Source organism: Novosphingobium marinum (genome assembly GCF_013408095.1).
Lineage (GTDB): Bacteria > Pseudomonadota > Alphaproteobacteria > Sphingomonadales > Sphingomonadaceae > Novosphingobium > Novosphingobium marinum.
This window is the reverse complement of sequence record NZ_JACBZF010000004.1, coordinates 294,994-310,145: the sequence shown is the minus strand read 5'-3', so window position 1 is coordinate 310,145 and position 15,152 is coordinate 294,994. Positions and strand designations below refer to the sequence as shown.

The following is a 15,152-nucleotide window of genomic DNA, read 5'->3' as shown; positions in this document are numbered from 1 at the left end:
GCTCCGCGCCCTTTCCTTTGTCGCTCAGATCAAAGCCACTTCCAGCGCCAGAAGAGCACGAGCTGCATCAGGAATATCCCGAAGCACATGGCAACGACGATCCAGAACGCGTCGCCGTCCTCGACACCGGGCATCCCGCCGACATTGATGCCGAGCAGCCCGGTCACGAAGCCGAGCGGCAGGAAAATGGCGGCGACGATGGTCAGGAGGTAACTGGTTCGGTCCGAACTTGCCGCGGCGCGTGCCCGCAGCTCGTCCTGCAGCACGACGGCGCTTTCCTTCGAGATGTCGATGTCGTCCAGATAGCGGCGCAGCCTGTCGATCGTCTCGGCGATCTCGCGCCGGTCGTGCTCCTCGAACCAGTCGGGCGAATCGCGCGAGATGCGTTCCAGCGCCTCGTGTTGCGGGGACATGTGGCGTTTGAGGGCGAGGCAGTTGCGGCGGATCGTCGAAATCTTTTCGAGCATCTCCTCGGCCTCCTCCTCGGGGTCCGACTCCTCCAGCTCGTCGATATGCTGGTTCATGTCGATGATCGAGCGGTTCATGCGCGCGATCATCCGCTCGGTAAGCGAGGTAATCAGCGCCCCGGCATCGGAGGGCCCGGCACCGCGATCGATGTAGCGCAGGGTGTCACGGGGCGTCTGCAGGGGGTGGCGGCGCAGGGTGACGAGGCGCTTGCCGTCGCACCATACCTGGAGCGACACCATGTCCTCGGGCTCGGCGCCGGGATTGAAGTTGATGCCCCGCAGCGTCGCAACAAGCGTATTGCCTTCGCGAAAGGCGCGCGGCCGGGTCTCGTCGCTGGTGAGCAGTTCGGCGGTCGGCTCGGGGACCCGCAATTCGTCCTCGAGCCACTCCATGACGCCGGGCCTGTCGCGGCAGAGATGGACCCAGAGCACCTCGCCAGGCTTGCCCGGACGCCACTCGCGCGCCTCGTCCCATGTGACCGGTCGCCCGCCGCCGCGCCCGTCGAGCACGCGACCGAACAGCATCGGCGTATCTGCCTCGGGATCGTTGGCGGCTGCGGACATGGTTTCCATCGCACAGGTATTGCCGGAAAGCGCTGGCGCTGTCATCGGCGGTATGGCTTCGCCCGTTGCCGGAAGCGCGGGGAACCTCTATATCGCGCGCCATGTCTTCCGTAAGACCCTGGCGCGATATCGAACGCCGCAAGAGCCGTCAGATCATGGTCGGGTCCGTGCCCGTTGGCGGCGATGCGCCGATCACGGTCCAGACGATGACCAACACCCCGACCGAGGATGTCGCCGCGACGATCGACCAGATCCGCCGCTGCGAGGACGCGGGCGCGGACATCGTCCGCGTCTCCTGTCCGACCGAGGCGGCAACCGAGCATTTCGACCGGATCACGCGTGCCGCGACGATCCCGGTCGTTGCCGACATCCATTTTCACTACAAGCGCGCGCTCGAGGCCGCGGACAAGGGTGCCGCCTGCCTGCGCATCAATCCCGGCAACATCGGTTCGGACGAACGCGTGGCCGAAGTCGTCCGCGCCGCGAAGGCCAACGGTTGCGCGATCCGTATCGGCGTGAACGCCGGCAGCCTCGAGAAGGACCTTCTCGAAAAGTACGGCGAGCCGTGCCCGGAAGCGCTTGTCGAATCCGCACTCGACCACATCAAGCTTCTGCAGGACCACGACTTTCACGAATTCAAGGTGGCGGTGAAGGCCAGCGACGTGTTCCTCGCAGTCGCTGCCTACCAGGGCCTTGCCGACGCGGTCGACTGTCCACTCCACCTTGGCATTACCGAGGCGGGCGGCCTGATCGGTGGCACGGTGAAAAGCGCGATCGGGATCGGCAACCTGCTATGGGCCGGGATCGGCGACACGATCCGCGTTTCGCTTTCGGCGGAGCCGGAGGAGGAAGTGCGCGTCGGGTTCGAGATACTGAAGAGCCTCGGCCTTCGCACGCGCGGCGTGCGCGTGGTGTCCTGCCCCAGCTGCGCACGGCAGGGCTTCGACGTCATCCGCACCGTGACCGCGCTCGAGGAGCGCTTGCAGCATATCAAGACGCCGCTGTCGCTGTCCGTGCTCGGCTGCGTGGTGAACGGCCCCGGCGAGGCGCGCGAAACCGATATCGGGATCACCGGCGGCGGCAACGGCAAGCACATGGTGTACCTTTCGGGCGTGACCGACCACCACGTGCAGTCGGCGGACATGCTCGATCACATCGTCGCGCTCGTCGAGGCGAAAGCGGCCGAGATCGAGGACGGAATGATCGACGCGGGGCACGCCGAAGCCGCCGAATAGGTCGGACATTGGCAATTGGGTAACGACTGGGCGCTAGGATGCGCGCCCATGAGCCGCAACCTTTTCCTCGTCCTTGCCGGCGCTCTGGCGTTTGCCTTCGTCTTCGACGATCCGGTCGCGATGACGGGCACATCGGCCGAAGCCGACGCGCCCGAAAAGCAGGGCGTACATCTGGCGACGACCGCCAACGGCTTCGACCGCGAATGGAACACTGTCATCAACCGCGATCCCGCCGGCAGGTTCACCCTGACCGCACAGGTCAACGGGATGGACATCCCGTTCCTTGTCGACACCGGCGCGGACATCGTGGCACTGACCGTGGACGAGGCGGACAACCTCGGCATTTACCTCGACCGCAACGACATGCAACCGATCATGCAGACCGCGTCGGGCGTGGGGCACGGTGCGGAAATCCGGCTGGACCGGCTCGACGTGGGCGGGCAGGAATTCCGCGATGTGCCCGCTGTCGTGGTCGAGGGGCTGACGGTCAACCTGCTCGGCCAGTCGGTGCTACGCCGCTTCGGCAAGCTGGAGATGCACAGCGACCGGATGGTCATCCATCACAAGTAGCCCGGTTTCCGGGCGCCTCAGAAATAGATGTCGACGTAGTCGGTCAGGCCGTCGCACCACTCGAATTCGCGTAGCCGGTAGTACGGGCGGTTCTGCGTCACGGCGAAGTGCCAGGTCTTGTCGGCCTCGCAGTTACGACCGCGGTCGGGCGTGTCGGTGATGCGGACCGTCCCGTCGAAGGTGAAATATCCTTCGCCGATCTCGACGATATCGCCATCGAGAAAGACGCGGCCCGGCCCTCCCGCTTCGGACTGTGCGGCGCGCAGGTGCCAGTATGCGTCCTCGGCGGGCTCGACTATGGCGGTGCCGCGCGTATTCCAGTCGATCCACTGGAGCGTCACGCCCTTGTTTTCTAGAAGGCGACGCGCATCCGTTTCACTCAGCACGCGTGTTACGCCATAAGGCGTCTCGGCCGGGGGCGGGGTTGGTGTGGACGAAACCTCGCCGCCGCCCGACGACGTGCAGGCGGCAAGCGTCAGGGCAACGGCAAGGACCATTCGATTCGCCATGTCAGAATCCTAGGGCCGGTTTTTCGGCAGGGAAAGCAGATGGATGATATGAGCGCCACCGGCGGAAGAATTCGCATCACGCTGCTCGGCGCCGGAGACGCTCCTGCTGCCCATGCGCTCTATCTCAAGGTCGTCGCGACCGTGCCGCGCGGCTTCCTGACCGAGCGCGATGCCGATGGTTTCGATGCATTGCTTGCCAATCCTGGTCGCTCGCTGTCGGTCGGGGCGTGGTCGGGAGACCGCCTCGTCGGATACAACCTCCACACGATCGAGCCCGATTGCGACCGGGGCGAGGGACCGGTCATGAACGTGCTTCGACAGCGAGGCGAGTCGCTCCTGGTCAACCACGGGACGGTGATCGATCCCGGCTTTCGCATGGCGCGGCTGGCCGACCGTCTGATCGCGGCACGACAAGCCGAAGCGCGCCGGCGCGGCCTCGCGCACGCAAGCGGACTCATCGCCGTCGACAACGTGCGCAGCCTGCGGCTGGTCCTGTCGAGCGGCTTCTGGCTCGTTGCCGTGGAGCGGGACGCCTACTGCCTTAATTTCCGGTACTACACCGGCAGTCTCTTGCGCGAATTACCTCTGAAAGAAGCGCGCGAGGAAGCCGCAGCCGACACCGATGGGCTGGCCTCGCTCTTCGATAGAGGCTGGGTCGCGACGATGATCGAGCGCGGACGCGGCGAGCGGCCCGACCTGCTCACGCTGCGATCCTGCGAGAAACTCGCCAGGGCCAGGGGATAAAGCCCAAGAAAAGCCCCGCCGGATCGCTCTGGCGGGGCCTTCCTTTCCAACCGGCGATGCCGAGCTTACTGCTGCTCTTCGTCGCCGTCCGTCGCGGGTTCGTCGGCCGCTTCGGGGTTCAGGTACTCGCCGGCGTCGGCATCGGTGCCGTGGGTCTCGCCCTCGACCGCCGCCAGCGGATCGTCGCCGAGGTCGTCGGCGGGATCTCGCCGGAGTTCGGCCTCATGCTCCTCCTCGGCGGACTGCGCGGCCACGAGCGCTTCCTGCATCTTGCGATACTGGGCGCGCAGCGCGGCATCGCGGCTCGATGCGGCAACGCGGACGCGGTTCATGCCGGCACCGGTACCTGCCGGGATGAGCCGCCCGACGATGACGTTCTCCTTGAGGCCGATCAGCGAGTCGCGCTTGCCCTCGACGGCCGCCTGCGTGAGCACGCGGGTGGTCTCCTGGAAGGACGCGGCAGAGATGAACGAACGCGTCTGGAGCGAGGCCTTGGTGATGCCGAGAAGAACCGGCTTGCCTTCGGCAGGTTTCTGGTTCTTGGCCAGCTTCGAGTTGATCTCGTTCATCTCCTCGTAGTCGACCTGCTCGCCCGGCAGCAGCGTGGTGTCGCCGCCATCGGTGATCTCGACCTTCTGCAGCATCTGGCGAACGATCACCTCGATGTGCTTGTCGTTGATCTTCACGCCCTGCAGGCGGTAGACTTCCTGGATCTCCGACACGAGGTATTCGGCCAGTGCCTCGACGCCGAGCACCTCGAGGATGTCGTGCGGATCGGGGCTGCCCGAAATCAGGTTGTCGCCCTTCTTGACGAAGTCGCCTTCCTGGACATCGATCACCTTGGCCTTGGGGATCAGGTATTCCACCGGATCGCCCTCTTCCGGAACGATCGCGATCTTGCGCTTGGCCTTGTAGTCGCGAACGAATTCGACGCGGCCCGAGATCTTCGCGATGATCGCGTTGTCCTTGGGCTTGCGGGCCTCGAACAGTTCCGCGACGCGCGGCAGACCGCCGGTGATGTCGCGGGTCTTGGCTGCCTCGCGCGAAGCACGGGCAAGGATGTCGCCCGCCTCGACCGTCTGGCCGTCCTCGACCGAAAGCGTCGTGCCCGGCGCCAGCATGTAGCGCGCGGCCTCGCCCGAATCCTCGTCAAGAAGGGTCAGGCGGGGACGCAGGTCCTCCTTCTTCTTCCGGCCCGTCGAGCGGTTCTCGGTAACCACGCGCTGCGCGATACCGGTCGCTTCGTCGGTGCGTTCCTCGAGAGTCTTGCCGTCCTCGAGGTCCTGGTACTTCACGACGCCGCTCGTCTCGGTGATGATCGGCAGCGTGAACGGGTCCCATTCGGCGAGGCGTTCGCTCTCCTTCACCTCGGCGCCGTCCTCGTGGAGAAGTACGGTGCCGTAGGGCACACGGTGCATGGCGCGCTCGCGGCCTTCGGAATCGAGGATGACGATCTCGCCGTTGCGGGCGAGCGACAGGCGGCGACCGCGCTTGTCCATGATGGTGGGCATGTCGCGGTAGTTGACGGTACCGTCGCAGATCGATTCGAGGTGGCTCGTTTCGTTGAGCTGCGCCGCGCCGCCGATGTGGAAGGTCCGCATCGTGAGCTGCGTGCCCGGCTCGCCGATCGACTGCGCCGCGATGACGCCGACCGCTTCGCCGATGTTGACCGGCGTGCCGCGGGCAAGGTCACGTCCGTAGCACTTGGCGCAGACGCCCTGCTCGGCCTCGCAGACGAGCGGCGAGCGAATGCGTGTCGCCTGGACGCCCGCGTCCTCGATGGCCTTCACGGCCGGCTCGTCGAGCAGCGTGCCGTTCTTGATGACCATCTTGCCGTCCTTGTCGACGATGTCCTCGGCCAGCGTGCGGCCGAGAATGCGCTCGGAAAGCGAGGCGATGACCGAACCGCCCTGAATGATGGCACGCATTTCGAGCGCGTTCTCGGTCTTGCAGTCCTCCTCGACGATGACGCAGTCCTGCGACACGTCGACGAGACGGCGGGTCAGGTAGCCCGAGTTCGCCGTCTTCAGCGCGGTGTCGGCCAGGCCCTTGCGGGCGCCGTGGGTCGAGTTGAAGTACTCGAGGACGGTCAGGCCCTCCTTGAAGTTCGAGATGATCGGGGTCTCGATGATCTCGCCCGAAGGCTTGGCCATCAGGCCGCGCATGCCGGCGAGCTGCTTCATCTGCGCCGGCGAACCACGCGCGCCCGAGTGGCTCATCATGTAGATCGAGTTGATCGGCGCCTCACGGCCGTTCTCGTCCTTCGGCGTCGCCTTGATCTCGTCCATCATGGCGGCCGCGACCTGGTCGCCGCAGCGGCTCCAGGCGTCGATCACCTTGTTGTACTTTTCCTGCTGGGTGATCAGGCCGTCCTGGTACTGCTGCTCGTAGTCGGCCACGAGCGCCTTGGTTTCCTCGACCAGCGCTTCCTTGCTGTCGGGGATGATCATGTCGTCCTTGCCGAACGAGATGCCGGCCTTGAACGCGTGGCGGAAGCCGAGGCTCATGATCGCGTCGGCGAACAGCACCGTGTCCTTCTGACCGGTGTGGCGGTAGACCTGGTCGATGACGTCGCCGATGTCCTTCTTGGTAAGGAGCTTGTTGACGATCTCGAATGGCACCTTGTGGCTCTTGGGCAGGCATTCGCCGATGAGCATGCGGCCCGGCGTGGTCTCGAACCGCTTGAGGTATTCGTTGCCCTTCTCGTCGGTTTGCGGGACGCGGGTCGTGATCTTGGAGTGAAGCGTCACGGCCTTGGTTTCCAGTGCCTGGTGCACCTCGGCCATGTCGGTGAGCAGCATGCCCTCGCCGGGCTCGCCCTCGCGGTCCATCGACAGGTAGTAGAGCCCCAGCACCATGTCCTGCGAAGGCACAATGATCGGCTTGCCGTTCGCGGGCGACAGGATGTTGTTGGTCGACATCATCAGCACGCGCGCTTCGAGCTGGGCTTCCAGCGAAAGCGGCACGTGGACGGCCATCTGGTCACCGTCGAAGTCGGCGTTGAAGGCCGAGCAGACGAGCGGGTGCAGCTGGATCGCCTTGCCTTCGATGAGGACCGGCTCGAAAGCCTGGATGCCGAGGCGGTGAAGCGTCGGCGCGCGGTTGAGAAGTACCGGGTGCTCGCGAATGACTTCGTCGAGAATGTCCCAGACTTCCTTGCGCTCCTTCTCGACCCATTTCTTCGCCTGCTTGAGAGTCATCGAAAGACCCTTGGCGTCGAGGCGGGCGTAGATGAACGGCTTGAACAGCTCGAGCGCCATCTTCTTCGGCAGGCCGCACTGGTGCAGCTTCAATTCCGGACCGGTCACGATGACCGAACGGCCCGAATAGTCGACGCGCTTGCCGAGCAGGTTCTGGCGGAAGCGGCCCTGCTTGCCCTTGAGCATGTCGGACAGCGACTTCAGCGGACGCTTGTTGGCGCCGGTGATGACGCGGCCGCGGCGGCCGTTGTCGAACAGTGCGTCGACGGCTTCCTGCAGCATGCGCTTTTCGTTGCGGACGATGATGTCCGGCGCACGCAGCTCCATCAGGCGCTTGAGGCGGTTGTTGCGGTTGATCACGCGGCGGTAGAGATCGTTGAGGTCCGACGTCGCGAAGCGGCCGCCGTCGAGCGGGACGAGCGGGCGCAGTTCGGGCGGGATGACCGGCACGACCTCGAGGATCATCCATTCGGGGCGATTGCCCGATTCGATGAAGCTCTCGACGACCTTGAGACGCTTGATGATCTTCTTCGGCTTGAGCTCGGACTTGGTTTCGGCCAGTTCCTTGAGCAGGTCTTCCTTCTCCTGCTCGAGGTCGAGGTCCATGAGCATGATCTTGACCGCCTCGGCGCCGATCCCGGCGGAGAAGCTGTCCTCGCCATACTCGTCCTGCGCGTCGAGAAGCTCGTCCTCGGTCAGCAGCTGGTACTTCTCGAGCGGGGTAAGCCCCGGCTCGATGACAACGTAGCTTTCGAAGTAGAGCACGCGCTCGAGCTGCTTGAGCTGCATGTCGAGAAGGAGGCCGATACGCGAGGGCAGCGACTTCAGGAACCAGATGTGCGCGACTGGCGCGGCCAGCTCGATGTGGCCCATGCGCTCGCGGCGCACCTTGGTGACGGTAACCTCGACGCCGCACTTCTCGCACACGACGCCCTTGTACTTCATGCGCTTGTACTTGCCGCACAGGCACTCGTAGTCCTTCACCGGACCAAAGATGCGCGCGCAGAACAGGCCGTCGCGTTCGGGCTTGAACGTGCGGTAGTTGATCGTCTCGGGCTTCTTGATCTCGCCGAAGGACCATGAACGGATGCGCTCGGGGCTGGCGAGGCCGATCTGGATCTGGTCGAAGGTTTCGGGCTTCGCCATCTGGTTGGTGAATTTGGTCAGGTCGTTCATTTTTCAATTCCCTGTGAGGGGTGAATTAATTGCCGCGTCCGGGGATCGCGATTTGCAACAGAGACAAGCTCAGCAGCGCGAAAAACACGATGGTCATGCAAGCCAGTGGGATAATTACCCAAGCCGAACCACCGCCGTTCTTCAAAATCCATGACAACAGGCCGCCAATGATGAGAAGCCAAAAACCTGCCATAATGGCGATCGGCTTCGGCGCTCTGGCGATCACGCTATCTGGATGCACAATGAGGCTCACTCCGCCGCAATCGCCATGCCGTCGTCGTCCTCATCCTCTTCGTCTCCGTCCTCGTTGAGCGAGGAGAGTTCGACGTTGAGGCCGAGCGAGCGCATTTCCTTGACGAGCACGTTGAAGCTCTCGGGAATGCCGGCCTCGAAGGTGTCGTCGCCCTTGACGATCGCCTCGTAGACCTTGGTGCGGCCGACCACGTCGTCGGACTTCACCGTCAGCATTTCCTGCAAGGTATATGCCGCGCCGTAGGCCTGGAGCGCCCAGACCTCCATTTCGCCGAAGCGCTGGCCGCCGAACTGCGCCTTGCCGCCCAGCGGCTGCTGGGTGACGAGCGAGTAGGGGCCGATCGAGCGGGCGTGGATCTTGTCGTCGACGAGGTGGTGCAGCTTGAGCATGTAGATGATGCCCACCGTAACCTTGCGGTCGAAGGCCTCGCCGGTGCGTCCGTCGAACAGGGTCGACTGGCCGCTCGAATCGTAGCCTGCCTTTTCGAGCATTGTCGTGACATCGGCTTCCTTCGCGCCGTCGAACACCGGGGTGCCCATCGGGACGCCGGTGACGAGGTTGCCGGCCAGTTCGATCACTTCGCCGGTCGTGCGGCTGTCGATGTCGGCGTGGTAGTTCTCGCCGTAGACGTCCTTCAGCTTCTCGACGATCGCGGCGGGCGGCGCGGCCGCTTCCGGATCGGGATTGGCCTCGCGCCAGTCCTCGAGCTGCTGTGCGATCTGCTGGCCGAGGCCGCGCGCGGCCCAGCCAAGGTGCGTCTCGAAGATCTGCCCCACGTTCATGCGCGATGGCACGCCCAGCGGGTTGAGCACGACGTCGACCGGGGTGCCGTCCTCGAGGAACGGCATGTCCTCGACCGGGAGAATGCGGCTGATGACGCCCTTGTTGCCGTGACGGCCGGCCATCTTGTCGCCCGGCTGCAGCTTGCGCTTCACCGCGACGAAGACCTTGACCATCTTGAGCACGCCCGGCGCCAGTTCGTCACCGCGTTCGAGCTTTTCCTTGCGGTCCTCGAACTTGTCCTGGATCGCCTTGACGGTCTCGTCGTACTGCGTCTTGACCGCTTCGAGCTGGGTCTGCCGCGCGTCGTCGGCGACGGCGAACTTCCACCATTCGTGCTTCTCGACCTCGGCCAGCACTTCCTCGGTGATGTCCGAGCCCTTCTTCACGCTCTTGGGCGCGGCGGTCGCCACCTGGCCGAGCAGCATTTCGCGCAGTCGGTTGTAGGTGGCGCGGTTGAGGATCGCGCGCTCGTCCTCGCGGTCCTTGGCAAGGCGTTCGATTTCCTCGTTCTGGATGGCGCGGGTACGGTCGTCGATCTCGATGCCGTGACGGTTGAAGACCCGCACCTCCACGATCGTCCCGGCAACGCCCGGCGGCAGGCGGAGCGAGGTGTCGCGCACGTCGCTGGCCTTCTCGCCGAAGATCGCGCGAAGGAGCTTTTCCTCCGGCGTCATCGGGCTTTCGCCTTTCGGGGTGATCTTGCCGACGAGGATGTCGCCCGGATGCACTTCGGCGCCGATGTAGACGATGCCAGCTTCGTCTAGGTTGCGCAGGGCTTCCTCGCCGACGTTCGGGATGTCGCGGGTGATGTCTTCGGGGCCCAGCTTGGTGTCGCGGGCCATGACCTCGAATTCCTCGATATGGATCGAGGTGAAGACGTCGTCCTTCACGATCCGCTCGGAGATCAGGATCGAGTCCTCGTAGTTGTAGCCGTTCCACGGCATGAACGCGACGAGGCTGTTCCGGCCCAGCGCCAGTTCGCCCATGTCGGTCGAGGGACCGTCGGCGATAATGTCGCCCGCCTCGACCACGTCGCCCACCTTGACGAGCGGACGCTGGTTGACGCAGGTGTTCTGGTTCGAGCGCTGGAACTTCTGGAGCGTGTAGATATCGACGCCCGACTGGCCCGGCTCGACATCGCCCGAAGCGCGGATGACGATACGCGTGGCGTCGACCTGGTCGATGATGCCTCCGCGCAGGGCAGCGATCGCGGCGCCCGAATCGCGAGCCACGGTCTCTTCCATGCCGGTACCGACGAAGGGCGCCTCGGCCTTGACCAGCGGCACCGCCTGGCGCTGCATGTTCGAGCCCATCAGCGCGCGGTTGGCGTCGTCGTTCTCCAGGAACGGGATCAGCGAGGCCGCGACCGACACCAGCTGCTTGGGGCTGACGTCCATCAGCGTGACCTGGTCGCTCGGCGACAGCGTGAACTCGCCGTTCTGGCGGGTCGACACGAGGTCCTCGACGAACTTGCCGTCGCCGTCGAGCTCGGCCGAGGCCTGCGCGACGGTGTGCTTCTGCTCTTCCATCGCGGAGAGGTACTTGACCTCGCCCGACACCCTGCCGTCGGTCAGCGTGCGGTACGGCGTTTCGATGAAGCCGTACTTGTTGACCCGCGCGAAGGTGGAGAGCGAGTTGATCAGGCCGATGTTCGGGCCTTCCGGCGTCTCGATCGGGCAGATGCGACCATAGTGCGTCGGGTGGACGTCGCGGACTTCGAAGCCCGCGCGCTCACGCGTGAGGCCGCCCGGGCCGAGCGCCGAGACACGGCGCTTGTGAGTGACTTCGGACAGCGGGTTGGTCTGGTCCATGAACTGCGAGAGCTGCGACGAGCCGAAGAACTCGCGCACCGCGGCCACTGCCGGCTTTGCGTTGATAAGATCGTTCGGCATGACGGTCGACACGTCGACGCTGCTCATCCGCTCCTTCACCGCGCGTTCCATGCGCAGCAGGCCGACGCGGTACTGGTTCTCCAGCAATTCGCCGACCGAACGCACGCGCCGGTTGCCCAGGTTGTCGATGTCGTCGATCTCGCCCTTGCCGTCCTTGAGGTCGACCAGTTCCTTGACGACGGCGAGGATGTCCTCGGTGCGCAGTGTGGTGACCGTGTCCTCGGCATCGAGGCCGAGGCGCATGTTGAGCTTGACGCGGCCGACAGCGGAAAGGTCGTAGCGCTCGCCGTCGAAGAACAGCCCCTCGAACAGCGCTTCTGCGGTTTCCTTCGTCGGCGGCTCGCCCGGACGCATGACCTTGTAGATCGCCTCCAGGCCCATGTCGCGGTTCTCGGCCTTGTCGGCGGCGAGGGTGTTGCGCATCCACGGGCCGGTGTTGACGTGGTCGATGTCGAGCAGCTCGAGCCGGTCGACGCCTGCCTTGTCCAGCGCCTCGAGATTTTCGGGCGTCACTTCCTCGCCGGCCTCGATCCAGATGCGGCCGGTCGATTCGTCGATCAGGTCCTTGGCGGAATAGCGGCCGAAGATTTCCTCGGTCGGGATGAGCAGTTCGGCAAGGCCGTCCTTCTGCGCCTTGTTGGCGGCACGCGGGCTGATCTTCTGCCCGGCGGGGAAGATCACCTCGCCCGAGCCGGCATCGACGATGTCGAACGCGGGCTTCGAGCCGCGCCACTGCTCGGGAACGAACGGCAGGCGCCAGCCGCCTTCGCCGCGTGCCCAGGTGACGGTTTCGTAGAAGTGGTCGAGAATCTGCTCGCTGTCGAGGCCGAGCGCGTAGAGCAGCGCGGTGACCGGCAGCTTGCGCTTGCGGTCGATGCGCACGTTGACGATGTCCTTGGCGTCGAACTCGAAGTCGAGCCAGGAGCCGCGATACGGGATCACTCGGGCGGCGAACAGGAACTTGCCCGAAGAGTGCGTCTTGCCGCGGTCATGATCGAACAGGACGCCCGGCGAACGGTGCATCTGCGAGACGATCACACGCTCGGTGCCGTTGACGATGAAGGTGCCGTTCTCGGTCATGAGCGGCATGTCGCCCATGTAGACGTCCTGCTCCTTGATATCGAGCACGGAGCGCGCCTCGGTTTCGGCGTCGACCTCGAACACGATCAGGCGCAGCGTGACCTTCATCGGCGCGGCGTAGGTGTTGCCGCGCTGGCGACACTCGGTCGTGTCGTACTTGGGATCCTCGAGCTCGTAGTGCACGAAGTCGAGTTCGCTGGTGCCGGCGAAATCGCGGATCGGGAAGACCGAGCGCAGCGTCTTTTCAAGGCCCGAGACGTACCCGGTCGCTGGATCGGAGCGCAGGAACTGCTCGTACGATTCGCGCTGCACCTCGATCAGGTTCGGCATCTGCACCACTTCGTGGATGTCGCCGAAGATCTTGCGGATGCGCTTTTTCTTGCTGCCGGGAAGGGGGCCGGAAGAATTCGGTGTCTTCGCCTTGGTCGCCATGTGAGAAATTCGCCTCGTCTCGAATCGGGCCGGGCGCGCAAGGCGTGCCGCGGCGGGAAAACCGTCAATGGGCGGGAGGTGAAACGCGAAAAGGCCGCAGGGTGGGCGCGTACCTGTGGCGGCGCCGGACTGCAGCTTCGTTCGGGTCTCACGGGAAACCGGGCTTCCATCCCTGGCGACGCCCCCGCGTAAGGCGTGCCTTGCTCGAAGCAATCCGGTCGGGGCGGGATATAGGAGCGGCCCGCGTCGCTGTCAAACCGCGGACATCTGATGATCCCGCAAGGTCGGGATATCGCCAAACGATCAGCGGCATATCGTTTTTCAATATTATCGATTGACGATAAGAGCGAATCGGTTTATTGAATGTCGATATCAGCCTTATCGGAGAACGAGCAATGACACAGACTTCGAACCGCCCGCTGGCCATGGTCATGGCCGTCGCCGTCATGGCGACGTTCTGGGTTCCCACCCTCGATGCCGTGCCGGGGGCGAATACCGCATACCGTTCACCGCCCGCCGCAAGCGCCCCGGCACTCGTCGCATCGGCGACGCTGCCGGTGATGATGTGAACGGGAGCAGGGGCATGAATGCAATTACCAGAGACCCGCTCCTTGCCGTCGCCAAGGGCCTGCTGCTTTTCCTGATGGCGGTGATGGCCTTCGCGGCCGTCGTCTGCCTCGTCGTGATACCGGCGATCTGGATTTTCCAGTCCGAAGTGGCGATCGAGCTGGCAGAGAAGGGGGCGGACTTTCCGACGTCGCAGTTCCTGCTGGCGGTGACATTGATCCTTGCGCTGGCGGCCGGCCTCCTCGCCATGCTGTTCCGCGTGTTCCAGCTGCTCAAGCGCATCGTCGACACTGTCGGAGAGGGCGATCCCTTCGTTCCGGTCAACGCCGGGCGTCTGACCAGCATGGCATGGCTGGTCCTTGCGATCCAGGTGATCACAATTCCCATGGCCGGGATCGGTATATGGATCCTCAACGTCACCGAGGAGATCCGCGACAAGGGCGACACGGTCGTCATGGAAGGCGGCGTGGACATGAACGGGCTGCTGCTCGTCCTGGTCCTCTTCATCCTCGCGCGGGTGTTCCGCAAGGGCGCCGAAATGCGTGAAGAACTCGAAGGGACCGTGTGATGGACCCGGAAACCAGGGAGGGCACGATCGTGGTGAAACTCGACGACCTGCTTTACGAGCGCCGCATGACGCTCACCGAACTGGCCGAGCGTGTCGGGTTGACGCTCGCCAACCTGTCGATCCTCAAGACCGGCAAGGCCAAGGCTATCCGCTTCTCGACGCTCGAGGCGATCTGCCGCGAACTCGATTGCCAGCCGGGCGACCTGCTCGCCTACGAGGCCGCGGAGTAAGGCAACGGAAGCGGCGCGAGGCTTGACTTTTCGCGCCGCTTTCGCCATTGGCCCGCCCGGACCGGCAGGCTCGCTTGCCGATCGACCGTCCGAGACAGTCGGTGAGGGCGCTTCGGCCCTCTTAATTTCCGGCCTAGACGGGGACAGAGAATTCCATTGGCTCCTTCGCTCTCGATGCGCGGGTGCCTTTCCTGCGTTTTGCAGGGCCTCCTTCCCCATCGGCGGACCCATCCGTTTCGCGGCGGCGAAAGCCACCGCGGCGCGGGAAACGTAGCCGGTCGCGGACATGCAGTCCGTGGCCATAGTGAAGGAGTAAGGCATGGATCGTTCGCAGAAAGCCGAATCGGTCGCCCAGCTCAGCGAAGTCTTCAACGAGGTCGGCGTGGTGGTTGTCACCCGCAACCTCGGCATGTCGGTGGCCCAGTCCACCGATCTGCGCACGAAGATGCGTGAAGCCGGCGCGGCCTACAAGGTAGCGAAGAACCGTCTTGCCAAGCGTGCCATCGCCGACACCGACTATGCCGGTATCGACGACATGCTCACCGGACCCACCGCGCTGGCGACTTCGGTCGACCCCGTGGCGGCGGCGAAAGTCGTGGTCGACTTCGCCAAGACGACCGACAAGCTCGAGATCGTCGGCGGTTCGATGGGCACGCAGGTTCTCGACGAAGCAGGGGTAAAGGCGCTCGCCTCGATGCCCTCGCTCGATGAACTGCGGGCAAAGCTTGTTGGCCTCGTCAACGCCCCGGCGACGAAGATTGCCCAGCTCTCGACCGCTCCGGCGGCCAAGCTGGCCCGCGTCTTCGGTGCCTACGGCGCCAAGGAAGCCGCATAAGACAGTTCAGACGAATGCACCGGGATGCGTCCCGGACCCGATTTTCA

12 protein-coding genes are annotated in these 15,152 nt (G+C 64.6%); 7 read left to right on the top strand and 5 right to left on the bottom strand.

Translation table 11 applies throughout. From position 1 onward, the window contains the following. Window positions 1-29: 29 nt before the first annotated feature. A complete protein-coding gene (locus FHS75_RS12945; RefSeq protein ID WP_179408148.1) occupies window positions 30-1,031 on the bottom strand; it encodes a zinc transporter ZntB in 1,002 nt (333 codons plus the stop codon). A 101-nt stretch (window positions 1,032-1,132) separates the two neighbouring features. Between FHS75_RS12945 and ispG the strand changes: the two genes are divergently transcribed. Together ispG and FHS75_RS12935 are read left to right on the top strand one after the other, a co-directional pair. Next, window positions 1,133-2,266 carry a flavodoxin-dependent (E)-4-hydroxy-3-methylbut-2-enyl-diphosphate synthase gene (gene ispG / locus FHS75_RS12940; RefSeq protein WP_179408091.1) on the top strand — a complete coding sequence of 378 codons (1,134 nt, stop codon included), beginning with the start codon at window positions 1,133-1,135 and terminating at the stop codon, window positions 2,264-2,266. A 48-nt stretch (window positions 2,267-2,314) separates the two neighbouring features. Then, window positions 2,315-2,836 (top strand): retropepsin-like aspartic protease family protein, encoded by a 522-nt coding sequence (locus tag FHS75_RS12935; RefSeq protein WP_179408090.1) that lies wholly within the window; start codon window positions 2,315-2,317, stop codon window positions 2,834-2,836. Window positions 2,837-2,853: 17 nt separating this feature from the next. Here the strand turns inward: FHS75_RS12935 and FHS75_RS12930 are convergent, their stop codons facing one another. Continuing rightward, window positions 2,854-3,345, bottom strand: coding sequence for a hypothetical protein (locus tag FHS75_RS12930; RefSeq protein WP_179408089.1), 492 nt, complete (start codon window positions 3,343-3,345; stop codon window positions 2,854-2,856). A 39-nt stretch (window positions 3,346-3,384) separates the two neighbouring features. Between FHS75_RS12930 and FHS75_RS12925 the strand changes: the two genes are divergently transcribed. After that, entirely contained in the window at window positions 3,385-4,089 is a 705-nt protein-coding gene (locus tag FHS75_RS12925; RefSeq protein ID WP_179408088.1) for a hypothetical protein, read from the top strand. A 65-nt stretch (window positions 4,090-4,154) separates the two neighbouring features. Here the strand turns inward: FHS75_RS12925 and rpoC are convergent, their stop codons facing one another. From rpoC to rpoB, 3 genes are read right to left on the bottom strand one after another with little or no spacing between them, the layout of a single operon-like run. Beyond that, the gene (gene rpoC / locus FHS75_RS12920; RefSeq protein WP_179408087.1) at window positions 4,155-8,465 is read right to left on the bottom strand and encodes a DNA-directed RNA polymerase subunit beta'; all 4,311 of its coding nucleotides are present in this window, start codon (window positions 8,463-8,465) and stop codon (window positions 4,155-4,157) included. 25 nt (window positions 8,466-8,490) lie between these two features. After that, window positions 8,491-8,718 carry a hypothetical protein gene (locus FHS75_RS12915; protein ID WP_179408086.1) on the bottom strand — a complete coding sequence of 76 codons (228 nt, stop codon included), beginning with the start codon at window positions 8,716-8,718 and terminating at the stop codon, window positions 8,491-8,493. Further along, window positions 8,715-12,905 (bottom strand): DNA-directed RNA polymerase subunit beta, encoded by a 4,191-nt coding sequence (rpoB, locus tag FHS75_RS12910; protein ID WP_179408085.1) that lies wholly within the window; start codon window positions 12,903-12,905, stop codon window positions 8,715-8,717. The genes FHS75_RS12915 and rpoB overlap by 4 nt, the downstream gene beginning before the upstream one ends. 395 nt (window positions 12,906-13,300) lie before the next feature. On the opposite strand from rpoB, the gene FHS75_RS12905 reads away from it, so the two are divergent. From FHS75_RS12905 to rplJ, 4 genes are all read left to right on the top strand, one after another. Continuing rightward, a complete protein-coding gene (locus FHS75_RS12905) occupies window positions 13,301-13,474 on the top strand; it encodes a hypothetical protein (protein WP_179408084.1) in 174 nt (57 codons plus the stop codon). Window positions 13,475-13,488: 14 nt separating this feature from the next. Next, window positions 13,489-14,040: a DUF2975 domain-containing protein gene (locus FHS75_RS12900; protein WP_179408083.1), complete on the top strand. Its 552-nt coding sequence runs from the start codon at window positions 13,489-13,491 to the stop codon at window positions 14,038-14,040. Then, window positions 14,040-14,270 (top strand): helix-turn-helix domain-containing protein, encoded by a 231-nt coding sequence (locus tag FHS75_RS12895; RefSeq protein WP_179408082.1) that lies wholly within the window; start codon window positions 14,040-14,042, stop codon window positions 14,268-14,270. The genes FHS75_RS12900 and FHS75_RS12895 overlap by 1 nt, the downstream gene beginning before the upstream one ends. 319 nt (window positions 14,271-14,589) lie before the next feature. Continuing rightward, on the top strand, window positions 14,590-15,105 hold the full coding sequence (rplJ, locus tag FHS75_RS12890) for a 50S ribosomal protein L10 (protein ID WP_179408081.1): 516 nt from the start codon (window positions 14,590-14,592) through the stop codon (window positions 15,103-15,105). Window positions 15,106-15,152 lie beyond the last annotated feature (47 nt).